The sequence below is a fragment of the Klebsiella sp. K5-45 genome (assembly GCF_030128605.1).
Classification (GTDB): Bacteria; Pseudomonadota; Gammaproteobacteria; order Enterobacterales; family Enterobacteriaceae; genus Klebsiella; species Klebsiella quasipneumoniae.
Map to the genome: position 1 here is coordinate 503,063 of NZ_JAKUZW010000001.1, position 22,410 is coordinate 525,472.

Genomic DNA, 22,410 nt, shown 5'->3' on the forward strand with positions numbered 1-22,410 from the left:
CAGGAGCGCGACCATGAGACAGCATACCGGAGGAGGGCAGCGATGAGTGCAGAACCGCATATCGTGATTATCGGCGGCGGCTTTAGCGGCGCGGCGGTGGCGATTGAGCTGCTGCGCCTGGCGCCGAACGGGGTGCGCGTGACGCTGCTGGAGCCGCGTCAGACTCCCGGCGCCGGGGTGGCCTACTCCACCGCGGAGCCGACGCACCGGATTAACGTCCCGGCCGCCCGTATGCAACTGACCGGTGATGAAGAGGGCGCCTTCGATCGCTGGTACCGCCGTCAGCCTGCCTTTGCCGCCGATGCGCAGGCGCTGCGCCCGGACGGTTCCGTCTACCCTCAGCGCGGCCAGTTTGGTCGCTATGTGGCACAGCGTTTTTCCGACGCCGCGGCCGCCAGCGGCGGACGGCTGCGCCACCTGCGCGATCGGGCGTTCGCTTTTGATCAGGGGACGGTTCGCACCGAGGGTGGACTGCAGCTTAAGGCCGACCTGCTGGTGCTGGCGATCAGCCATCCACCGCCTTCGCTGCCGGCGCAAGCCGAAGCCTGGCGTCACCATCCGGCGCTGATTGCCAACCCGTGGCAGCCTGGCGCGCTCGACGCCATCGCCCCGCACGCCCGGGTGGCGGTGATGGGCACCGGATTAACCATGGCCGATACGGTCGCGACGCTGGACCGGTTGGGCCACCGCGGCAGTATCATCGCCTTTTCGCGCCACGGCCTGCTGTCGCGCGGTAACCTCAGCGGCGCGGGGGCAGCATGGCCCGGCGACTATCAGCAGGGCAACTTGCGCCAGCGCCTGCGCCAGATCCGCCTCGATGTGGCGTATGCGGCGGAGCAGGGCCTGAGCTGGCAGGTGGTGCTGGATGCGGTCCGCCAGCAGGGGCAGCGGATCTGGCAGGCGCTCAGCGTCGCCGATCGCCAGCGTTTTCTGCGCCATCTGCGCCATTACTGGGATGTCCACCGCTACCGCGTGGCGCCGCAGGTCGCCGAGGTGCTGGAGGCGCGCCAGCGCACGGGCAGTCTGCAGGTGCAGGCGGCCAGGCTACTGTCGATGAGCGCTGAAGGCGAGACGCTGCGTCTGACGCTGGCGCGGCGCGGCGGCGGCGTGCAGACCCTGAGCGTCGATCATCTGATCCTGACGACCGGACCCGCGCACCGTGCCCTAACCGACAGCCAGCCATTTTTACAGGACCTTGCCCGCCGCGGCCTTATTCGCGCTGATGCTCTCGGCATGGGCCTGGAGGTGGACAGCCGTTCCCGGGCAGTGGCTGATCCGCAGGTTGAGGCGCCGCCGGTGCTGGTGGCCGGTCCGGCCGCCCGCGGGCGTTTTGGCGAACTGATGGGCCTGCCGCAGGTAGCCGACCATGCCGCTGAGGTGGCGGCGCAAGCGTTACTCACGCTCGGGATCCCGCAGGACTCCCGATGTCCAGCGTACTGAATACCTCCCTTTACCTTCCCTGATTCATTTTGACGCGTGCGCCCCGGCGACGGGCCGCGCTATGGAGATTACTATGTCATCACAACGTGAAATTCGTCTTAACGCTTTCGATATGAACTGCGTCGGTCATCAGTCGCCGGGCCTGTGGGCGCATCCCCGGGATCGCTCCTGGCAGTATAAAGATCTGGAGTACTGGGTGGATCTGGCGCGACTGCTGGAGCGCGGCAAGTTCGACGGGCTGTTTATCGCCGACGTGCTTGGCGTCTACGACGTGCTGAACGGCAGCGGCGACGCGGCGATCCGCCAGGCGACGCAGGTGCCGGTCAACGATCCGCTGGCCCTGATCACTCCGATGGCGCTGGTGACGGAGCATCTGGGCTTCGGTCTGACCGCCTCGCTGTCGTTTGAGCATCCTTACCCCTTCGCCCGTCGTCTGTCGACGCTCGACCATCTGACCAAAGGGCGGGTGGGCTGGAACATCGTCACCTCCTATCTGGAGAGCGGGGCGCGCAATATCGGCCAGCAAACTCAGACCGACCACGACACCCGCTATGACTATGCCGATGAGTATTTGCAGGTGATCTACAAACTGCTGGAGGGAAGCTGGGAGGACGGGGCGGTGCTGCGCGACAGAGAGCGCAAGATCTTCAGCGATCCGCGGAAAATCCATCCCATTAACCATCAGGGACAGTTCTTTTCCGTGCCGGGGATCCACCTCTGCGAGCCATCCCCGCAGCGCACACCGGTACTGTATCAGGCGGGAGCGTCCAGCCGCGGCAAACAGTTCGCCGCCGGCCATGCCGAATGCGTCTTCGTCGCTGCGCCGTCGAAAGTGCTGCTGAAGAAGACGGTGGCGGATATTCGCCGCCGGGCGGCTGAGGCCGGGCGCGATCCGCACAGCATTCTGATCTTCAATCTGCAGACGGTAATTGTTGGCGACACCGACCGCGAGGCGCAGGCGAAATGGCAGGAATATAAGCAGTACGTCAGTTATGAAGGCGCGCTGGCGCTGCTCTCCGGCTGGACGGGGATCGATTTCGGCCAGTATCAGCCGGATCAGGTGCTGAAGTATCTGCACACCAACGCCATTCAGTCGGCGGTGGAGGCCTTCTCCACTGCGGACCCGAACCGGCAGTGGACGGTGCAGGCCCTGGCCGACTGGGCCGGTATCGGCGGCTTCGGCCCGCTGGTGGTCGGCAGCGCGCAAACCGTGGCGGACGAACTGCAGTCCTGGGTCGAAGAGACGGATGTCGATGGCTTTAACCTTGCCTATGCCGTCACCCACGAAACCTTCCGCGACGTCGTCGAGCTGCTGGTGCCAGAGCTGCAAAAGCGCGGCGTCTTTAAGCAAGAGTACCGTGAGGGGACCCTGCGCGAAAAACTGTTCGGCGCTGGTCCGCGTCTGGCCGCGCCTCACCCGGGCGCCAGCTACCGACGCGATGCGCGCACGGCGGCATCGGTAGAGGAGAAGGTGACATGATCGCTATCGATGATCTGCATAAAAGCTACCGCACGGCGGATGGCCGGCTCAGCGCGGTGCTGAAAGGGCTGTCGCTGCAGGTGCCTGAGCGCTCCATCACCGCGGTGGTGGGGCCGAGCGGCGCCGGTAAATCAACTCTCGCGCGCTGCATCAGCCTGCTGGAGCGCCCGGACAGCGGCAGCATTCGTATCAATGGCCTGGATCTGTCGGTGCTGTCCGGCGAGGCGCTGCGCCGGGAGAGGCGGGCGATTGGCACCGTTTTCCAGTCTTCGGCGCTGCTGAGCCGCAGGACCGCCTGGGAGAATGTCGCCCTGCCGCTGGCGTGGCTTGGCGTGGTGGAGCGCGATATCAAGGCGCGGGTCGGTGAGCTGCTGGAGAGCGTCGGCCTGAGCCACAAAGCAGATGCCTGGCCGGCCCAACTCTCCGGCGGCCAGCGCCAGCGGATCGCCATTGCCCGCGCGCTGGCGCTGCGCCCGTCCGTTCTGCTGGCGGATGAAGCCACCTCCGGCCTCGATCCTCAGGCCACGGCCTCGGTGCTGACTCTGCTCAAGCGGCTGCGTGATGAGTACCAGTTGGCGATCGTCCTGATCACCCATGAAATGGACGCCGTGCGCTCGGCGGCGGATGCGGTGGCGGAGATCCGCGACGGGACGATCGTCCAGTACGGGCGGCTCGAAGATCTGCTGGCGCGTCCCGATTCCCTGCTCGGCCAGCAGCTGTTGCCGCTGACGCCGGCGGCAGCGGCCCACAGTGATTTGCTGCTGCGTCTGAGCTACCGCTGGGATGTGCCGGTGGCCACCGACTGGATCAGCCGCCTGAGCCAGCAGTGGGCGCTGCAGATCGATCTCCTTGGCGGCCACGTCGAGGTGATTAACGGTCGACTGGCCGGTCGTCTGCAGGTTGGAGTGCGCTTTCAGGGCGAACGCCTGTCGCCCGCGCGGCTGCAGGGCCTGCTGGCGCAGCTCGGCATGACGGCGGAGATCCTCGACAGCGCGCCGTTGCTCAGGGAGGCGGTATGAAACCGACAGTCATCAGCCAGGACACCCCCTGGAGCGAAATCCCTTCGCTGCTGCTTCCCGCCTATGGCGAAACCTGGCTAATGGTGGCCATTGTGATGCTGTTTGTCGTCACGCTGGGAGGGCTGGTGGGGGTGGTGCTATTTAACGCCTCGCCGCGGGGATTATTTCCGCACGCACTGCTGTACCGGCTGCTGAACTGGGTGGTCAACATGGGACGTTCGCTGCCGTTTCTGGTGCTGATGGCCGCTATTATCCCGTTCACTTACTGGCTGACCGGCACCACGATTGGCATCCCCGCCGCGGTGGTGCCCATGATCGCCGCCGGCGTCCCGTTCTTTGGCCGTCTGGTGGAGAACGCGCTGCGCGAGCTGCCGGCGGAGGTCACCGCGGTGGGCGTCGTCTGCGGTGGATCGCGCTGGCAAATCATTGCCAGCGCGCAGCTCAGTGAAGCATTGCCGGCGCTGGTGGCGGCGGTGACGCTAAACCTGGTCTCGATGATCGAGTATTCGGCTATCGCCGGGACCATCGGCGCCGGGGGCATCGGCTACCTGGCCGTGGTGTACGGCTATCAGCGCTTCGACAACCATATCATGATCGCGACGATCGTGGCCCTGATCGCCACGATCCAGGTGATTCAATTTTTGGGTGACCGCCTGGTCAACCGTTTACGCCACACGCAGGGGAACCTTGTATGACAACAGAGCAATTTGAGTTACGTAAAGCGCGGCGCTGGCCCTGGCTGGCGGCGCTGGCGGTGATTATCCTGCTCGCCATCGCTTTCTGGTGGTGGCGGGGACATACCCAAAGCCAGCAGGTGGTCTTCGGCAGCACGTTAAAAATTCACTATGAGCCGGCGATGGCCGGCGAGCAGCGGATTATTGAATATATTAATCAGCATATTGCGCCCGATTACGGCCTGAAGCTGGAGGCGGTGGGGGTGCAGGATCCGGTTCAGGCTGACCGCGCGGTAGCGGAAGGACAGTATGCCGGGACGATCTATCAGCATCAGTGGTGGCTTAAACAGGTGGTGGACGCCAACGGCTTTGCGCTGTCGACTACGGTGCCGGTGTTCCAGTGGGCGTTCGGCATCTATTCCGACCGCTACTCGTCGGTACAGGCGTTGCCCAACGGCGCGACCATCGTGGTGCCTGACGACGGCGCCAATCAGGGACAGGCTCTGTGGCTGCTGCAGCGCATTGGTTTGATCTCGCTCGACCCGGCGGTAGAGCCGCGCACGGCGAAGCTGAAAAATATTGTCGACAACCCGCATCAGTTTGTCTTTAAAGAGCTGGATCTGCTGACCATGCCGCGGGCGTTAAATTCGGTGGATGCCGCCATCGGCTATGTCTCGCAATTTGACGCCGGAAAAGTGCCGCGTGAGAAAGGCATTTTATTCCCGCCGGCGCCGCGCACCTTTGCTTCGCAATTAGTGATTGGTACGCCGTATTTATCGCAGGAAAATATCGTCAAATTAAAACAGGCCTTTTCTGACCCACGGATCCAGACGTGGTTAAAAACCACCAACGATCCGCTGGTAAAAGACGTATTAGTTCCGGTATCGGCGGAATAAGCGTCCTGCACGACGTCTCTTTTCGTTGTTATTTACTTCCTTTTAGGATGCGCGAAAGCGCGTCCTTTTTGTGCTGGTGATTTTAATTAACTTATTGATTATATTGATTTTTATAGTATGAATTGTTGTTTTGATTCTCGCCGCTCGAGGTTTATAACCGCTGATGACCTGCACAAAATAATAAGGTGAAAAAATGAGTACATTACCAGTGGATAATCCCGGTATCGCTTCGGTACCGGTCAGTAGCGTCGGGGATGTGGCGCGGCTAATTAATTCCGGCAGGGAACAGGCGAAATATGCGCGGATGATTGTCTTCCTCGCGCTGGGCGGCGTTTTTCTCGACGCGTATGACTTAACCACGCTCTCTTACGGTATTGATGACGTCGTGCGTGAATTTCAGCTCTCGCCGCTGCTGACCGGCCTGGTGACCTCCTCCATTATGGTCGGGACCATTGTCGGCAATATTATTGGCGGCTGGCTGACCGATAAATATGGTCGCTATTCGGTGTTTATGGCCGATATGTTCTTTTTCGTTATTTCGGCTATCGCCGCCGGGCTGGCGCCAAACGTCTGGGTGTTGATTGGCGCTCGCTTCCTGATGGGCATCGGCGTCGGCATCGACCTGCCGGTGGCGATGTCCTATCTGGCCGAGTTTTCCCGCTTTGCCGGCAAAGGCAACAAAGCGGCTCGCCTCGCGGCGTGGTGCCCGATGTGGTACGCCGCCTCAACCGTCTGCTTTCTTATTATCTTCGGTCTCTATTTCCTGTTGCCACAGGAGCATCTTGACTGGCTGTGGCGCGCCTCCCTGCTGTTCGGCGCCGTGCCGGCGCTGCTGATTATCGCCGTCCGCAGCCGGTTCATGAACGAATCCCCGCTGTGGGCGGCAAACCAGGGCGATCTGACCTCTGCGGTGCGCATCTTACGCGACTCCTGGGGGATCCATGCCCATGAGGTCCCGACGGCGAAGCCGGCGCCGGCGCCGAAAGTGAGCTTTCGCGTGCTGTTCGAAAAACCCTACCGTGAGCGGACTATCGTCGCCGGGGTGATGAATATCTGTATCTCCTTCGAGTACACGGCGATTGCCTTTTTCCTGCCGTCAATTCTTGCCCAGTTTCTCGGGGCTGGCGTCTTCGAAACTATTTCGGCATCACTGGGGCTGAACGCCCTGTTTGCCTTTACCGGCGGGCTGCTTGGTATGCATCTGGCGTGGAAATATCCTTCGCGTCATGTGGCGATAGCCGGCTTTGCCCTGCAGTTTGTGGCGCTGATTGTGCTGGCGCTGGTGGGGCAACCGCACGCGACGGCAGGCATCGTACTGGCCATCGCGATGCTGGGACTGTGGCTGTTCGCCGAAGGATTTGGCCCGGGGGCGCAGCTGATGATCTACCCGGCGCTCTCCTATCCCACCGCCATTCGCGCCACCGGGGTCGGTTTCAGCCGGGCGCTTTCCGGGATCGGCAGCGCGCTGGCGCTGTTTATTCTGCCGCTGCTGCAGGCCTCGCTCGGTACGCAGATGTTCTGGGTGGTCTCGCTTGCCGCCATTATTCCCATTTTCTTCCTGCTGGCGGTCCGTCATGAACCGACACGAGAAGATATTGACGCAATTCATGAATAAGGAACCGACTATGACCTTGCTCTCCACTGGCACCGATTATGACGCGCTGGCGGCCGCCTTCCGCCCGATATTCACCCGCATCGCCCAGGGCGCCGCGGAACGCGAACAGCAGCGCGTTCTGCCCGAGGAGCCGATCCGCTGGCTGAAAGAAGCGGGCTTCGGCACGCTGCGTATCCCGCGCGAGAAGGGCGGCTGGGGTGCTTCGCTGCCGCAGCTCAGCGCGCTGCTGATTGAGCTGGCGCAAGCGGATTCTAACCTGCCGCAGGCCCTGCGCGCACACTTTGCTTTTGTGGAAGATCAGCTGAATCAGCCGGATTCCGCCGGGCGCGACCGCTGGTTTCGTCGCTTCCTTGACGGCGAGCTGGTGGGCAGCGGCTGGACGGAGATCGGCGCGGTTAAGCTGGGGGAGGTGAACACTCGGGTGACGCCGGCAGAGGGCGGCTGGCGACTCGACGGCGAGAAGTTCTACAGCACCGGCGCACTGTACGCCGACTGGATCGATGTGTTTGCCCGGCGCAGCGATACCGGTGGCGATGTGATTGCCCTGGTCAGCACCCAACAGCCCGGCGTGGCGCGGGAAGATGACTGGGATGGCTTTGGCCAGCGGCTGACCGGCAGCGGGACCACCCGCTTCACCGACGCCCGGGTGGAAACCGACCACGTCTACGACTTTGCCCAGCGCTTTCGCTATCAGACCGCCTTCTATCAGCATGTGCTGCTGGCGACCCTCGCGGGCATCGGCCTGGCGGTTGAGCGGGATGCCGCGCAGGGCGTCAAACACCGGTCCCGGATGTACAGCCACGGCAACGCCGCCGTACCGCGCGATGATGCCCAGGTTCTGCAGGTCGTTGGGCAGATTAGCAGCTGGGCATGGGCGACCCGGGCCGCGGTCCTGCAGGCCGCAGAATCGCTGCAGCAGGCCTATGTGGCGCACGTCAGCGACGACGAAGCGCTGATCGCCCGGCGCAACCAGCTGGCGGAAGTGGAAGCGGCGCAGGCGCAGGTGATCGCCAGCGACTGGATCCCGCGGGCGGCGACGGAGCTGTTCAATGCCCTCGGGGCGTCGGATACGCGTACCCGTCTTGCGCTGGACCGTCACTGGCGCAATGCGCGGACGGTCGCCTCGCATAATCCGGTGATTTACAAGGCGCGCAATATCGGAAACTGGCTGGTGAACGGTGAGGCGCCGACCTTCATCTGGCAGATTGGCAATGGTGAGAAAACGGCGGGATAAGTCCGTCGGCGACGGGGGGCGCAATGCCTCCCGCCGCCGGGAAAACTAAGGTTTATCCAGCGACCAGGTGGCGCTGCGTACGTCGACTTTCACCGGCAGCAGGCCGATGCGCGTAAAGGTATCCGCCAGCGCCTGCTGTTCGTTATACACCGCCGGCGTCATGCGTTCAGCGCCGTAGGGCAGGCGGGCCAGGGTCTTTAGCCAGATGGCTTTATCCAGCCCGGTTGAGGTCGACAGAAGGCCGGCGGCCTCGTCCTGATGGCTGTTCGCCCACACACTGAGTTTACCCAGCTCATCCACCACCTGTTTTGCCGTCTCCGGGTAGGTATCCGCAAACTTACGGCTGGCGAGATAGAAGGTGTAGTGCGGCACCAGCCCCTCGGCGTTGCGTATTTGTCGGGCTTTCGCGTTGGTTTCCACTTCCGCGAGGAACGGATCCCAGATCACCCACGCATCAATCGCCCCGCGCTGGAAAGCGGCGCGGGCGTCCGCCGGCGGCAGATAGACCGGGGTGATGTCTTTATAGCTGAGGCCCGCTTTTTCCAGCGCGGCGACCAGCAGGTAGTTGACGTCGGACCCCTTGTTCAGCCCCACGCGCTTGCCCTTCAGATCGGCTACGCTGCGGATCGTCGACTGCTCCGGGACCACAATCGCTTCCGTTTTTGGGTTAGCGGGGGAGTGGGCAAGGTAGACCAGATCGGCTTGTGCCGCCTGGGCAAAGGCCGGCGGCGCATCGCCGGTGGCGGCCAGATCGATACTGCCGACGTTGAGCCCCTCCAGCATTTGCGGACCGGCGGGGAATTCGACCCAGCGGACGGCAATGCCCTGTTTTTTCAGGCTCTCATCCAGGGTGCCGCGATATTTCAGCAGCGCGAAGATGTTCGCCTTTTGATAGCCGATGTTGACGGTCTCCGGCGCTTTGGCCAGCGCGGAGGCGGAAAGGGCGGCGAGGACCAGCAGCCAGGCGGGGCGGAATCGGTTGGACATTGTCTGTTCTCCTTAGCGTTTTGCGTAAGGTAACAAACAGCGCTTATAACCATTAAATAACTAAATTTTAATTGATATAACAAAAGGTGGGTGAGAGGGCCCGCCGCGGCGACGCGTGGCGGGCCAGCAGGTTAATCGCAGGCGACAATCTTCATCGCCAGACCACCGCGGGAGGTTTCCCGGTACTTGGCGTTCATGTCTTTGCCGGTTTCGTACATGGTCTCAATGACTTTATCGAGGCAGACGCGCGGCTCGCTGGTCCGGCGCAGCGCCATTCGCGCGGCGTTGACCGCTTTCACGGCGGCGATAGCGTTGCGTTCGATGCAAGGCACCTGCACCTGGCCGGCGACCGGGTCGCAGGTCAGACCGAGGTTATGCTCCATGGCGATCTCTGCCGCGATGCACACCTGGCCCGGGCTGCCGCCCAGCAGTTCCGCCAGACCGGCCGCCGCCATTGAGCAGGCGACGCCCACTTCACCCTGGCAACCCACTTCGGCGCCGGAGATCGAGGCGTTCATCTTATACAGCGAACCAATCGCGCTGGCCACCAGCATATAGCGGGCCAGGGAGTTGCTGTTCACCTTGCGGATAAACTTGTCGTAATAGGCCAGCACTGCCGGCACGATACCGCAGGCGCCGTTGGTCGGCGCGGTTACCACCCGGCCGCCGGCGGCGTTCTCTTCGTTCACCGCGAGGGCGAACATATTGATCCAGTCGACCACCGCCATCGGGTCGCTGTTGGTAGTGTCCTGGCTCACCAGCATGCGGCGCAGCGCGGCGGCCCGGCGCGGAACGCGCAGTTTGCCCGGCAGGACGCCTTCGGTGGTAATGCCGCGCTCAATCCCGGCGCTCATCACTTCCCACACCGCGGCGAAGTGTTGCTCCAGTGCCTCTTTACTGTGTAGCGCCAGTTCGTTCTGCATCATCAGGCCGGAGAGCGACAGCCCGGTTTCGCGGCAGTGACGCTGCAGGTCGGCGGCGTTTTTATAGGGGTAAGGGACGGCCACCGGCGCGTCGGTGGTCTGGCCGAAGTGCGCTTCATCGACGATAAAGCCGCCGCCGATGGAGTAGTACGTCTGGCTGTAGAGCACCTGGTCGCCGGCCAGGGCGGTGATGCGCATGCCGTTCTCATGCAGCGAAAGGTTGTCGGCATGGAAATTCATGCACTGATCGACCGGGAAGTCCACTTCGTGCTGGCCGTTGGCCAGCATCAGGCGACCATGGGTGTTAACGTCCTGAATAAATCCCGGAATGGCGTCAATGTCGACGGTGTCCGGCAGGTTGCCGGCGAGCCCCATGATAATCGCGATATCGGTATGGTGGCCTTTACCGGTCAGGGAGAGGGAGCCGTAGACGTCGACGACGACTTTGCTCACCTCGGCCAGCAGGCCGCGCGCGATCAGGTCGTCAGTAAATTGTTTGCCCGCTTTCATCGGTCCAACGGTATGGGAGCTGGAAGGGCCAATGCCGATTTTAAAGATATCGAATACGCTGATCATATGTATTCCCGTGCTGTCGGAAAGCGCGCCGCCGTTCAGCGGCGCGGGGGGAGGTGTTGACTGAATTAGCTGAACAGCGAGTAGAAGATCGCGGAGATGGCAATCAGACCCATAATCACCACGAAGACGTTGCTAACGTGGCCGCTGTATTTACGCATCGCCGGCACTTTCTGAATCGCGTACATCGGCATCAGGAACAGGATCATCGCGATAATCGGGCCGCCCAGGGTCTCGATCATGCCGAGGATGCTCGGGTTCAGCGTCGCTACAATCCAGGTGGTAACCAGCATGAACAGCGCGGTCAGCTTGTTCAGTTTGTTGATTTCGATCGATTTGCCTTTACCGCGCAAGGACTTAATCACCATGCCATTAAAGCCTTCGCGGGCGCCAAGGTAGTGGCCGAGGAAGGATTTGGTGATGGCGATCATCGCGATGATCGGCGCCATCCAGGCAATGATTGGCGCGTTAAAGTGGTTCGCCAGGTAAGACAGAATCGAGATGTTCTGCTCTTTCGCCGCAGCCAGGTCTGCCGGAGACAGGCTCAGGACGCAGCTGAAGACGAAGAACATCACGGTCAGCACCATCATGATGTGGGCGCGAGCCAGGATGCTGGAGCATTTTTTCTCGGCGCCTTCGCCGTACTCTTCACGCTTGGCAACCGCGAAGGAGGAGATGATCGGCGAGTGGTTGAAAGAGAAGACCATTACCGGGATCGCCAGCCACAGGGTCATCAGCAGGCCGTTGCCGGTGACGGAGGCGCCGCTCAGGGAGAGGGTCTCCAGCGCCGCGCCGTTCCACTGCGGGATCAGGTACAGCGCCAACACCATCAGGGCGATAACGAACGGGAACACCAGCACGCTCATCGCTTTTACAATCATCTGCTCACCGAAACGCACGATAGTCATCATGCCGACGATCAGGATCAGCGACAGAATAGCGCGCGGCGGCGGCGTCATGTGCAGCTGGTGCGCCATGAAGCTTTCGACGGTATTGGTGATCGCCACGCTGTAGACCAACAGGATTGGATAGATAGCGAAGAAGTAGAGCAGGGTAATCAGCTTACCTGCGCCTACGCCGAAGTGTTCTTCAACCACTTCAGTAATGTCTTCGCCCGGGTTTTTGCCGGAGAGCACGAAGCGGGTCATACCGCGGTGGGCGAAGAAGGTCATCGGGAAGGCCAGAATCGCCATGATAATCAGGGGGATCATGCCGCCGACGCCGGCGTTGATCGGCAGGAACAAGACGCCCGCGCCGATCGCTGTACCGTACAGGCCCAGCATCCACATGGTGTCGGTTTTACGCCATCCGCTGCGGGTTTCGCCCGAAACGATGGTGCTGGTTTGAGTGGTTTCCATCTGTATCTCCTGGAGGAATCAACAAAATCTAATGAACAAATACAATTGCGTAACACGAAATTCGTTTAATTACGGTTTTTTTAGAAATTTTCTCCGTAATAATTGGGCCGGAAAGATACATTTATATGGTTTATGCATCAGTGATCGCGATCTCAAATGCAATAATCCACTTTCAATGTGCGTATTTTTAGTCCAACAGCCTGTTTCTGGTGATCAGCCAGCGATTTGTGGCGCGCAGGCTACCATTTGCAGCATATGAGATAAAAGCGGGGCGGCGTAATAACGAGGGATTTACTGTAAAAAAGAGAAGTGGTCGACGTTTTTGCGCTTAAAACCATTTTTTGCAGTGATAATTGTCGCAGTTTTTACCAACGCAAACGATTGGCTATGTAAAAACAATTCAGGTGTTTGATTAGTCACAGAAAGGTTTTTGGCGCGTTTTGGAAGTCAGAGAAAGCGTGCCCGCCGGGGCAACAGGCGCTGCCCCGGCGGGACGGAAATCAGGCGATGATTTCGTAGCAGGGAATATAGGCGGTACCGCCAGGAAGCTTCATGCGGTGCTGGGCGACGAAGCCCTGCAGCAGATCGTCCATGCGGCGCATCATCTCCGGGTCGCCGTGCAGCTTGTATGGACCGTACTGCTCGATGGCCTGGATGCCCACCTCTTTGACGTTACCTGCGACAATGCCGGAGAAGGCGCGGCGCAGGTCGGCGGCCAGCACTTCCACCGGCTGGTCCGGGGAGAGTTTGAGGTTGGCCATGTTTTCATGGGTCGGATCAAACGGCATCTGCAGGTCCGGCGAGATACGAATCGACCAGTTGAAGCTGTAGGCGTCGTCGGTCTCGCGACGGCTCTCTTTCACCAGCGGCATCGCTTTTTTCATCTGCCGCGCCACTTCCGCCGGGTCGTCGATGATGATCCGGTAGTGGCGACGGGCGGATTCGCCCAGGGTATGGGTGATAAATTCGTCCAGCACGCGGAAGTAGTCAGCGCTCTCTTTCGGTCCGGTGAGGATCAGCGGCAGCACCTGCGCTTTGTTATCCGGATGCATCAGAATACCCAGCAGGTAGAGCAGTTCTTCGGCGGTGCCTACGCCGCCCGGGAAGATGATGATCCCGTGGGCGATGCGCACGAAGGCCTCCAGACGCTTTTCGATGTCCGGCATGATGATCAGTTCATTGACCAGCGGGTTTGGCGGTTCTGCGGCGATAATGGACGGTTCGGTCATGCCGATAAAGCGGCTGTCTTTGTAGCGCTGCTGCGCGTGGCCGACGGCGGCGCCTTTCATCGGCGCTTCCATCGCGCCAGGCCCGCAGCCGGTGCAGATATTCAGTTCCCGCAGTCCCAGCTGCGTACCGACGCGGCGGGCGTAGAGATATTCGTTTTCGTTGATCGAGTGGCCGCCCCAGCAGACGATCATGTTCGGCGCTTCGCCGACGTGTAGCGCGCGGGCGTTGCGCAGGATCGAGAACACCAGGTTGGTGATATGGACCGAACTTTCGAGATCGAGGTTCGGGAAGCGAACGGTATTGTGGATCTGGCCGTACACGAAGAGGATGTCGCGCAGTACGGCGAACAGGTTGGCCTGCAGGGAACGAATAATGCGCCCGTCAACGAAGGCGTCTTCCGGCGGGTTGATCAGTTCCAGCTTCACGCCGCGTTCGCGACGTAGCACGTTAATATCGAAATTTTCAAAACGGGACAGGAGCTCCTTGCTGTTATCGGTCAGGCTCCCCGAGTTGAGCACAGCAAGCGAGCAGTTGCGAAACAGTTGATACAGGTCGCTGCTGGCGGTGCGCTTAAGCATATCCACTTCCAGCTGCGACAGCATATCCATTGAACCAAGCGGGCTAACATGTGTAATCAAGTGAACTCCTTACAGGACGCTTATGGTCTTCCTGTGATTACAATAGCCCTGCGAGCGGCGTTTTCACAACCTTGCGCGCGCCTAAACGCACGCAAATTGTGAAAATGTTTATTATTGTCGGGCGAGGCGGCCGGTGGCAGGGGAAAAGTCGCCGTTGCTGCGCCAGGGGTTGATATCCAGACCACCGCGTCGCGTATAGCGGGCGTAAACGGAAAGCGATTCCGGCTGGCAGAAACGGAGAATATCGTTAAAGATGCGCTCGACGCATTGCTCATGGAATTCGTTATGGTGGCGGAACGAAACCAGATAGCGCAGGAGCTGCTCGCGGTCGATTTTCGCCCCACGATACTGGATCTGCACCGAGCCCCAGTCCGGCTGGTGGGTGATCAGGCAGTTGGACTTCAGCAGATGGCTGACCAGCGTCTCTTCCACGATTTTGCCGCTGGCGGCGCCCTGCAGGTAGTCGGCGCTGAACTGATAGTTATCGATCTCGATATCCTGATCGTCGATGCAGGCGCCGTGCAGGTGGGCAATCGGCTGGCCTTCCAGTTCATCCAGCCGATACAGCGACACCTTGACCTCGCCCTGCGCGCAGGCGCTCAGATCGCGGGTTAGCGTCTCTTCAACCTCCTGCCAGCTGGCGAAACGCGTCTGGTTGAAGCTGTTGAGATAGAGCTTAAAGCTTTTTGATTCCACCAGATTGACGGTGGTGTCGGGCAGTTCGACGTGGCCGACGGCCACCTGCGGCAGGCCTTTGCCGTTCAGCCAGGAGAGTTCGTAGAGCGTCCAGATATCGGCGCCGTGAAACGGCAGGTTGTCGGCATGCAGGCCAAGCGGGTCGCGGTTAAGGCTGCGCGGAACGCCCTGCAGCAGCGAGGCGTCATAGGTATCGCGGTAATCGGTTGATTTACCGAGCGTCAGGCCGGCCAGCGCCTGATGATTATCGTAAGAAGACATGTTTCACCATAGTAAAGCGGGTACACTATTACCCCAGTGTATCCTGTCTAACGTGAAGAGAGAAACCGGTGGACCATCAGACCGCAGAAGCGCTGCATGCTTTTACCCAACGTTATTGCGCCGCCTGGCAGCAGCAGCGCCACAGCCTGCCGCGCAGTGAAGAGCTTTACGGCGTCCCGTCGCCTTGCGTCGTCGACACCCAGGACGAGGCCGTTTTCTGGCAGCCGCAGCCGTTTTCGCTGGCGCAAAATATCAGTGCGGTTGAACGCGCCCTGGATATTGTGGTACAACAGCCGCTTCATTCTTATTATACCACTCAGTTTGCCGGCGATATGACCGGCCGGTTCGCCGGCGAAACGCTAACGCTGCTGCAGACCTGGAGTGAAGAGGATTTCCAGCGGGTGCAGGAAAACCTCATCGGGCACCTGGTGGTGCAGAAGCGGCTGAAGCTGGCGCCGACGCTGTTCATCGCTACCCTCGAGAGTGAACTGGATGTCATTTCCGTCTGTAATCTCAGCGGTGAAGTCGTCAAAGAGACCCTCGGCACCGCCAAACGCCTCACCCTTTCCCCCTCGCTTGCGGGTTTCCTCAACCAGCTTGAGCCGGTGCTGTAATCCAGTCTGCCTGGTCATTTGTGAGAGATCTCTTACAAAACCTGTAAGAGATCATCATCATTTAAGGCAAATTTAATCCAATCTTTTTTTGTTAAGTTATTGGTATTAAATTAGATCTTAATTTTTTCGTCCTTTTGAGTGGGGACTAATCTTAAGAGATTGTCTCAAGAAGGGTTGTAAGAAGAGGCAGAATCAGTGATCCTATGTCTGTCGACAGGAAGTCGCGAAATGAAGCGAACATCAGGATGATGGCGCTTCTGCAGGACCCGCCAGGATGGCGTTGCAAGGACAGGCTTCAGGATGAAGCAAGGATAACGCAGGATCGCGTAATGGACACCTCCAGGATGGAGAATGAGAGCCGCTCAGGATGAACGGTGGATCAGGAAGATCGGGACAAACTTAAGGATAAGTCATTTCACATCGGGGTGGTGTGAAAGCAGGATGCACGAGTTTATGGATGAACATGGTCAGGAGACCTCAGGAAAAGTTTTCAAGGACGAGCAGGGAGCACCAATGTAGCGGGAATGCTGCAAAACGAACCGGGAGCACTGTTTATACAGTGCTCCCTTTTTTTATTTCTCCTGCGGATTTGCTATCCTGCGCCCGGTTTTTAACTCATCGAGGTTTCCCCCATGACTCTTCACGATAGCGTGCGCGATCGCCTGCGCGCCATTGAAGCCCTGCTGCGCGAAACAGAGCACTGGCAGGAGACGGCGCCGGACAGCAGCGCCTTCGCCAGCGATAAGCCGTTTTGCCTGGATACCCTGGAGCCGCTGGAGTGGCTGCAGTGGGTCCTGATCCCGCGTATGCATCAGCTGCTGGAGAGCGGCCAGCCGCTGCCGCAAAATTTCGCCGTTGCGCCGTATTACGAAATGGCGCTGGATCAAGCCCACCCGGTTCGCGAATCCATGCTGGCGGAGCTGCTGCTGCTGGACGCGCTGTTTGCCGGTGAGCAGGCCTGATGCTGGAGATAATCTACCAGGACGACTGGCTGGTGGCGGTCAACAAACCGTCGGGCTGGCTGGTGCACCGCAGCTGGCTCGATCGCGATGAGAAAGTGGTGGTGATGCAGACCGTGCGCGACCAGATCGGTCAGCACGTTTTTACCGCCCATCGCCTCGACCGGCCCACCTCCGGCGTCCTGCTCATGGGACTGTCAAGCGAGGCGGGTCGGCTGCTGGCGCAGCAGTTCGAGCAGCATCAGATCCAGAAGCGCTACCATGCGATCGTCCGCGGCTGGCTGATGGAAGAGGCGCTGCTCGATTATCCGCTGGTGGAAGAGCTGGATAAAATCGCCGATAAGTTCGCCCGCGAAGATAAAGGCCCGCAGCCGGCGGTGACCCATTATCGTGGTCTGGCGACGGTAGAGATGCCGGTCGCTACCGGGCGTTATCCCACCACGCGCTACGGGCTTGTGGAACTGGAGCCGAAAACCGGCCGCAAGCACCAGCTGCGCCGCCATCTGGCCCACCTGCGTCATCCGATCCTCGGCGACAGCAAGCACGGCGATCTGCGGCAAAACCGCAGCGCCGCGGAGCATTTCGGCTGCCACCGACTGATGCTGCACGCCAGCGAACTGTCGTTAACTCATCCCTTTACCGGTGAGCCGCTGACCCTGCGCGCCGGTTTTGACGACGTCTGGATGCGTGCGCTGTCGCAGTTTGGCTGGCGCGGGCTTCTCCCGCTAAATGAAAGGGTTGAGTTTGCCGACGACTGCGGTCAGGATGAAGAGAATAAGGACAATCCTGGGAGATAATAGCATGGCGGAAGTCGGAATTTTTGTCGGCACCATGTACGGCAACTCGCTGCTGGTTGCGGAAGAAGCAGAAGCGATCCTCAGCGGACTGGGACACAAGGCTACCGTGTATGAGGATCCGCAGGTCAACGACTGGGAATCCTATACGGGGAAGTATGTGCTGGTGGTCACCTCCACCACCGGGCAGGGCGATCTGCCGGACAGCATCGTCCCGCTGTATGAGGGCATCAAAGATATGTATCAACCTCACCTGCGCTACGGCATTATCGCGCTGGGCGACAGCACCTACGCCAACTTTTGCGGCGGCGGCCTGAAGTTCGATCAGCTACTGCAGGAGCAGGGCGCGAAGCGCATCGGCGAGATGCTGAAGATTGACGCCAGCGAAGATCCGGAGCCGGAGAGCGTCTCTAATCCATGGGTTGAGCAGTGGGCTACCCTGCTAGAATAAAAGCGCTGCCCTCTCCCTACGCAGAGGGCGCCCTTTCAAGCTGTCGCGGCCAGATACGCGGACAGCAAAAGTGTAGCCCTTTTCGGGCCGCACGCCTTCAGGCAAATGCACAATATCCTTAGCAATATCATGGGTTAAGCTAGCCAGTTTCACCGCGTCAAGAGAGGTATTTCACACTCCGGCTCTTTTTGCTGCCCTTTTGACCACCCGCGGCGCTGGTTTTTCATTTCCGTGAACTTCCCCCCATTCTTTCAGGCATACGCCATAAACCACCTGCAATAGCGGCATAAAAGCTGTGTAGATGCACGGTGAGCCGCGGTGTGCCTCTTCATATACTGCTCCAGCCAGTGACAAATGCAGTGCCAGATATAACGACAACTATCAAAACACGACCACGTCATTCTGATTACCCTACAGGTTGTGCTGTTCAGAATGAACGTAGCTAAACGCTATGATTCAGGAGTACAACAATGAGTTCATTAAGTCAGGCGGCGACGGCGGCTGAAAAGCGCACCAATGCCCGCTACTGGATAGTGGTGATGCTGTTTATCGTCACCTCTTTTAACTATGGCGACCGGGCGACGCTGTCGATCGCCGGTTCGGAAATGGCCAAAGATATCGGCCTGGATCCGGTGGGGATGGGGTATGTCTTCTCCGCGTTCTCATGGGCTTATGTCATCGGCCAGATCCCGGGCGGCTGGCTGCTCGACCGTTTCGGTTCGAAGCGCGTCTATTTCTGGTCGATCTTCATCTGGTCGATGTTTACCCTGCTGCAGGGCTTCGTCGACATCTTCAGCGGCTTTGGCATTATCGTCGCGCTGTTTACCCTGCGTTTCCTCGTTGGCCTGGCCGAATCGCCGTCGTTCCCGGGTAACAGCCGTATCGTGGCCGCCTGGTTCCCGGCGCAGGAGCGCGGCACGGCGGTGGCGATCTTCAACTCCGCTCAGTACTTTGCCACCGTTATCTTCGCGCCGATCATGGGCTGGCTGACGCATGAGGTGGGCTGGTCGCACGTCTTCTTCTTTATGGGCGGCCTGGGGATTGTGATTAGCTTTGTCTGGCTGAAAGTGATCCACGATCCGAACAACCATCCGGGAGTAAACAAGAAGGAACTGGAATATATCGCCGAAGGCGGCGCCCTGATCAACATGGATCAAAAGAGCAGCGCGCAGAAGGTGCCGTTCAGCGTCAAAATGGGCCAAATCAAGCAGCTGATCGGATCGCGGATGATGATCGGCATCTATATCGGTCAGTACTGCATTAACGCCCTGACCTATTTCTTTATTACCTGGTTCCCGGTTTACCTGGTGCAGGCGCGCGGCATGTCGATCCTCAAAGCGGGGTTTGTCGCCTCCGTTCCGGCGGTGTGCGGGTTCGTCGGCGGGGTGCTGGGCGGGGTGATCTCTGACTGGTTAATGCGCCGCACCGGCTCGCTGAACATTGCCCGCAAAACGCCGATAGTACTGGGGATGCTGCTCTCTATGACCATGCTGATGTGTAACTATGTCAACGTGGAGTGGATGGTGATTGGCTTTATGGCGATGGCCTTCTTCGGCAAAGGGATCGGCGCGCTTGGCTGGGCGGTGATGGCGGATACCGCGCCGAAAGAGATTAGCGGTCTTTCCGGCGGCCTGTTCAACATGTTCGGCAATATCTCCGGTATCGTCACCCCGATCGCTATCGGCTATATCGTCGGCACCACCGGCTCGTTCAACGGGGCGCTGGTTTACGTCGGCATCCATGCCCTGGTGGCAGTGCTGAGCTACCTGGTGCTGGTGGGCGACATCAAACGTATTGAACTGAAACCTGTAGCGGGACGTTAATCATGACTACCCAATCCAGCCCGATTATCACAGAGATGAAGGTCATTCCGGTGGCCGGACACGACAGCATGCTGCTGAACATCGGTGGGGCGCATAACGCCTGGTTTACCCGCAATATCGTGGTGTTGACCGATAACGCCGGCAACACCGGCGTGGGCGAAGCCCCTGGCGGTGAGGTTATCTACCAGACGCTGCTGGCGGCGATCCCGCAGGTGGTAGGTCAGGAGGTCGCCAGGCTGAATCGCGTGGTGCAGCAGGTACACAAAGGCAATCAGGCGGCGGATTTCGCCACCTTTGGCAAAGGAGCGTGGACCTTTGAACTGAAAGTCAACGCGGTAGCGGCGCTGGAGGCCGCGCTGCTCGATCTGCTCGGCAAGGTGCTCAATGTGCCGGTCTGCGAGCTGCTGGGGCCGGGCAAGCAGCGTGATGCCGTCACCGTGCTGGGCTACCTGTTCTATATCGGCGATCGGCAGAAAACCGACCTTGGTTATCTGGACCATACGCCGGGCGATCACGAATGGTATCGCCTGCGCCACCAGCAGGCGTTGAGCAGCGAAGCGGTGGTGCGCCTGGCGGAAGCCGCTCAGGATCGCTACGGTTTCAAAGATTTTAAGCTGAAGGGCGGCGTGCTGCCCGGCGAGCAGGAAATTGGCACCGCCCGGGCGCTGAAAAAGCGCTTTCCGGACGCGCGCATCACCGTCGATCCTAACGGCGCCTGGCTGCTGGATGAAGCGATCGCCCTGTGCAAAGGGCTGCAGGATGTTCTGACCTACGCCGAAGATCCGTGCGGCGCCGAGCAGGGTTTTTCCGGCCGGGAGGTGATGGCCGAGTTCCGCCGCGCCACCGGGCTACCGGTCGCCACCAATATGATCGCCACTAACTGGCGCGAGATGGGTCATGCGGTGATGCTCAACGCCGTCGATATTCCGCTGGCGGACCCGCACTTCTGGACGCTCTCCGGCGCGGTACGAGTGGCGCAGCTGTGCGACGAATGGGGGCTGACCTGGGGCTGCCATTCCAACAACCATTTTGATATTTCCCTTGCGATGTTTACCCACGTCGGCGCCGCGGCGCCGGGTCAGCCCACCGCCATCGACACCCACTGGATCTGGCAGGAAGGCGAGGCGCGCCTGACCAAAAATCCGTTGCAGATTATTAACGGCAAGATTGCCGTGCCAGACGCGCCGGGACTCGGCGTGGAACTTGACTGGGAGCAGGTGCGCAAAGCCCATGAGGCCTATAAAGCGCTGCCGGGCGGCGCGCGCAACGACGCGGGCCCGATGCAGTACCTGATCCCCGGCTGGACATTCGACCGCAAACGTCCCGTTTTCGGCCGCCACTAATTACAAAAGGATGATGCTATGACGACTTTCTCTTCCACGCCCGTTGTCACCACCATGCAGGTGATCCCGGTTGCCGGCCATGACAGTATGCTGATGAATCTGAGCGGGGCCCACGCTCCGTACTTCACCCGCAATATCGTGATTATCAAAGATAACGCCGGCCATACCGGCGTCGGTGAAATTCCGGGGGGCGAAAAAATTCGCCAGACTCTGGAGGATGCCATTCCGCTGGTGGTGGGCAAAACGCTGGGCGAGTATAAAAACGTGCTCGGCGCGGTGCGCAATCAGTTCGCCGACCGCGACGCCGGCGGCCGCGGCCTGCAGACCTTTGACCTGCGCACCACCATTCACGTGGTGACCGGAATCGAAGCGGCGCTGCTGGACCTGCTGGGCCAGCACCTTGGGGTCAACGTCGCCTCGCTGCTCGGCGATGGACAACAGCGCAGCGAAGTTGAAATGCTGGGCTACCTGTTCTTTATCGGTAACCGCCACGCCACGCCGCTGGCCTATCAGAGCCAGCCGGATGAACAATGCGAGTGGTATCGCCTGCGCCATGAAGAGGCGATGACGCCGGATGCGGTGGTCCGCCTCGCGGAAGCGGCGTATGAAAAATATGGCTTCAACGACTTTAAGCTGAAGGGCGGCGTGCTGGCCGGTTTTGAAGAGGCCGAAGCGATCGGCGCCCTGGCGAAGCGCTTCCCGAATGCCCGCGTGACCCTCGATCCGAACGGCGCCTGGCTGCTTGAAGAAGCCATTCAGATTGGCAAGCAGCTGAAGGGAGTGCTGGCCTATGCGGAGGATCCGTGCGGCGCTGAGCAGGGCTTCTCCGGCCGCGAAGTGATGGCGGAGTTCCGTCGCGCGACGGGCCTGCCGACCGCCACCAATATGATCGCCACCGACTGGCGGCAGATGGGCCATACGCTCTCCCTGCAGTCGGTGGATATCCCGCTGGCGGACCCGCACTTCTGGACCATGCAGGGATCGGTTCGCGTGGCGCAGATGTGCCATGAGTTTGGCCTGACATGGGGTTCGCACTCTAATAACCACTTCGACGTGTCGCTGGCGATGTTCACCCACGTTGCGGCTGCGGCGCCGGGCAAGATCACCGCTATCGATACCCACTGGATCTGGCAGGAGGGCAATCAGCGTCTGACCAAACAACCATTTGAAATTAAAGGCGGAATGGTGCAGGTGCCGAGCACGCCGGGTCTGGGGGTTGAGCTGGATATGGACCGCGTAATGCAGGCAAATGAGCTATATAAGAAACATGGCCTTGGCGCCCGCGACGATGCGATGGCGATGCAGTACCTGATCCCGGGCTGGACCTTTGACAACAAGCGTCCATGCATGGTGCGCTAAAAGGCCGCCGGCCTCTGCGGGGGCCGGCATTGCGCGATAGCCA

19 protein-coding genes are annotated in these 22,410 nt (G+C 60.2%); 14 read left to right on the forward strand and 5 right to left on the reverse strand.

The features are described 5' to 3' along the window. Positions 1–42: 42 nt before the first annotated feature. The 7 genes from MKS11_RS02575 to MKS11_RS02605 all read left to right on the forward strand — a co-directional run bounded on the left by MKS11_RS02575 (position 43) and on the right by MKS11_RS02605 (position 8,358). Positions 43–1,440 (forward strand): FAD/NAD(P)-binding protein, encoded by a 1,398-nt coding sequence (locus MKS11_RS02575; protein ID WP_087770887.1) that lies wholly within the window; start codon positions 43–45, stop codon positions 1,438–1,440. A 73-nt stretch (positions 1,441–1,513) separates the two neighbouring features. Next, the gene (locus MKS11_RS02580; RefSeq protein ID WP_023319027.1) at positions 1,514–2,920 is read left to right on the forward strand and encodes an LLM class flavin-dependent oxidoreductase; all 1,407 of its coding nucleotides are present in this window, start codon (positions 1,514–1,516) and stop codon (positions 2,918–2,920) included. After that, entirely contained in the window at positions 2,917–3,939 is a 1,023-nt protein-coding gene (locus MKS11_RS02585; RefSeq protein WP_023319026.1) for a methionine ABC transporter ATP-binding protein, read from the forward strand. The genes MKS11_RS02580 and MKS11_RS02585 overlap by 4 nt, the downstream gene beginning before the upstream one ends. After that, complete coding sequence (locus MKS11_RS02590; protein ID WP_017899192.1) at positions 3,936–4,634, forward strand: methionine ABC transporter permease; 699 nt, start codon at positions 3,936–3,938, stop codon at positions 4,632–4,634. The genes MKS11_RS02585 and MKS11_RS02590 overlap by 4 nt, the downstream gene beginning before the upstream one ends. Next, entirely contained in the window at positions 4,631–5,509 is an 879-nt protein-coding gene (locus tag MKS11_RS02595) for a MetQ/NlpA family ABC transporter substrate-binding protein (protein WP_004205538.1), read from the forward strand. Before MKS11_RS02590 ends, MKS11_RS02595 begins: the two co-directional genes overlap by 4 nt. 193 nt (positions 5,510–5,702) lie before the next feature. Continuing rightward, on the forward strand, positions 5,703–7,124 hold the full coding sequence (locus MKS11_RS02600; protein ID WP_017899191.1) for an MFS transporter: 1,422 nt from the start codon (positions 5,703–5,705) through the stop codon (positions 7,122–7,124). A gap of 10 nt (positions 7,125–7,134) precedes the next feature. Then, a complete protein-coding gene (locus MKS11_RS02605) occupies positions 7,135–8,358 on the forward strand; it encodes an acyl-CoA dehydrogenase family protein (RefSeq protein WP_032456532.1) in 1,224 nt (407 codons plus the stop codon). A gap of 45 nt (positions 8,359–8,403) precedes the next feature. On the opposite strand, the gene MKS11_RS02610 is transcribed toward MKS11_RS02605, so the two are convergent. The 5 genes from MKS11_RS02610 to queF all read right to left on the reverse strand — a co-directional run bounded on the left by MKS11_RS02610 (position 8,404) and on the right by queF (position 15,024). After that, positions 8,404–9,345 carry a sulfonate ABC transporter substrate-binding protein gene (locus tag MKS11_RS02610; protein WP_032456530.1) on the reverse strand — a complete coding sequence of 314 codons (942 nt, stop codon included), beginning with the start codon at positions 9,343–9,345 and terminating at the stop codon, positions 8,404–8,406. Between the two features lie 131 nt (positions 9,346–9,476). Further along, positions 9,477–10,844, reverse strand: a complete 1,368-nt coding sequence (locus MKS11_RS02615) for an L-serine ammonia-lyase (RefSeq protein WP_017899189.1) — start codon at positions 10,842–10,844, stop codon at positions 9,477–9,479. Between the two features lie 65 nt (positions 10,845–10,909). Next, entirely contained in the window at positions 10,910–12,199 is a 1,290-nt protein-coding gene (locus tag MKS11_RS02620) for an HAAAP family serine/threonine permease (protein ID WP_004205549.1), read from the reverse strand. 500 nt (positions 12,200–12,699) lie between these two features. After that, positions 12,700–14,067 (reverse strand): nucleotide 5'-monophosphate nucleosidase PpnN, encoded by a 1,368-nt coding sequence (gene ppnN / locus MKS11_RS02625; protein WP_004205551.1) that lies wholly within the window; start codon positions 14,065–14,067, stop codon positions 12,700–12,702. Positions 14,068–14,178: 111 nt separating this feature from the next. Then, on the reverse strand, positions 14,179–15,024 hold the full coding sequence (queF, locus tag MKS11_RS02630) for an NADPH-dependent 7-cyano-7-deazaguanine reductase QueF (RefSeq protein WP_004205552.1): 846 nt from the start codon (positions 15,022–15,024) through the stop codon (positions 14,179–14,181). A 68-nt stretch (positions 15,025–15,092) separates the two neighbouring features. Between queF and syd the strand changes: the two genes are divergently transcribed. From syd to gudD, 7 genes are all read left to right on the forward strand, one after another. Further along, positions 15,093–15,638, forward strand: coding sequence for a SecY-interacting protein (syd, locus tag MKS11_RS02635; RefSeq protein ID WP_004205553.1), 546 nt, complete (start codon positions 15,093–15,095; stop codon positions 15,636–15,638). Between the two features lie 632 nt (positions 15,639–16,270). Further along, positions 16,271–16,600 carry a YqcC family protein gene (locus MKS11_RS02640; RefSeq protein ID WP_002915249.1) on the forward strand — a complete coding sequence of 110 codons (330 nt, stop codon included), beginning with the start codon at positions 16,271–16,273 and terminating at the stop codon, positions 16,598–16,600. Then, entirely contained in the window at positions 16,600–17,394 is a 795-nt protein-coding gene (gene truC / locus MKS11_RS02645) for a tRNA pseudouridine(65) synthase TruC (protein WP_004205557.1), read from the forward strand. Before MKS11_RS02640 ends, truC begins: the two co-directional genes overlap by 1 nt. Positions 17,395–17,398: 4 nt before the next feature. Then, a complete protein-coding gene (locus MKS11_RS02650) occupies positions 17,399–17,842 on the forward strand; it encodes a flavodoxin (RefSeq protein ID WP_004205560.1) in 444 nt (147 codons plus the stop codon). A gap of 470 nt (positions 17,843–18,312) precedes the next feature. Continuing rightward, positions 18,313–19,665 (forward strand): MFS transporter, encoded by a 1,353-nt coding sequence (locus MKS11_RS02655; protein ID WP_004205562.1) that lies wholly within the window; start codon positions 18,313–18,315, stop codon positions 19,663–19,665. 2 nt (positions 19,666–19,667) lie between these two features. Continuing rightward, a complete protein-coding gene (locus tag MKS11_RS02660; RefSeq protein ID WP_087770885.1) occupies positions 19,668–21,008 on the forward strand; it encodes an enolase C-terminal domain-like protein in 1,341 nt (446 codons plus the stop codon). Between the two features lie 18 nt (positions 21,009–21,026). Further along, entirely contained in the window at positions 21,027–22,367 is a 1,341-nt protein-coding gene (gudD, locus tag MKS11_RS02665) for a glucarate dehydratase (RefSeq protein WP_032456528.1), read from the forward strand. Positions 22,368–22,410 lie beyond the last annotated feature (43 nt).

Coding starts and splice junctions, on each gene's coding strand:
- MKS11_RS02575 (WP_087770887.1), top strand. CDS start 43: ATGAGTGCAGAACCGCATATCGTGATTATCGGCGGCGGCTTTAGCGGC.
- MKS11_RS02580 (WP_023319027.1), top strand. CDS start 1,514: ATGTCATCACAACGTGAAATTCGTCTTAACGCTTTCGATATGAACTGC.
- MKS11_RS02585 (WP_023319026.1), top strand. CDS start 2,917: ATGATCGCTATCGATGATCTGCATAAAAGCTACCGCACGGCGGATGGC.
- MKS11_RS02590 (WP_017899192.1), top strand. CDS start 3,936: ATGAAACCGACAGTCATCAGCCAGGACACCCCCTGGAGCGAAATCCCT.
- MKS11_RS02595 (WP_004205538.1), top strand. CDS start 4,631: ATGACAACAGAGCAATTTGAGTTACGTAAAGCGCGGCGCTGGCCCTGG.
- MKS11_RS02600 (WP_017899191.1), top strand. CDS start 5,703: ATGAGTACATTACCAGTGGATAATCCCGGTATCGCTTCGGTACCGGTC.
- MKS11_RS02605 (WP_032456532.1), top strand. CDS start 7,135: ATGACCTTGCTCTCCACTGGCACCGATTATGACGCGCTGGCGGCCGCC.
- MKS11_RS02610 (WP_032456530.1), bottom strand. CDS start 9,345: ATGTCCAACCGATTCCGCCCCGCCTGGCTGCTGGTCCTCGCCGCCCTT.
- MKS11_RS02615 (WP_017899189.1), bottom strand. CDS start 10,844: ATGATCAGCGTATTCGATATCTTTAAAATCGGCATTGGCCCTTCCAGC.
- MKS11_RS02620 (WP_004205549.1), bottom strand. CDS start 12,199: ATGGAAACCACTCAAACCAGCACCATCGTTTCGGGCGAAACCCGCAGC.
- queF (WP_004205552.1), bottom strand. CDS start 15,024: ATGTCTTCTTACGATAATCATCAGGCGCTGGCCGGCCTGACGCTCGGT.
- MKS11_RS02640 (WP_002915249.1), top strand. CDS start 16,271: ATGACTCTTCACGATAGCGTGCGCGATCGCCTGCGCGCCATTGAAGCC.
- truC (WP_004205557.1), top strand. CDS start 16,600: ATGCTGGAGATAATCTACCAGGACGACTGGCTGGTGGCGGTCAACAAA.
- MKS11_RS02650 (WP_004205560.1), top strand. CDS start 17,399: ATGGCGGAAGTCGGAATTTTTGTCGGCACCATGTACGGCAACTCGCTG.
- MKS11_RS02655 (WP_004205562.1), top strand. CDS start 18,313: ATGAGTTCATTAAGTCAGGCGGCGACGGCGGCTGAAAAGCGCACCAAT.
- MKS11_RS02660 (WP_087770885.1), top strand. CDS start 19,668: ATGACTACCCAATCCAGCCCGATTATCACAGAGATGAAGGTCATTCCG.
- gudD (WP_032456528.1), top strand. CDS start 21,027: ATGACGACTTTCTCTTCCACGCCCGTTGTCACCACCATGCAGGTGATC.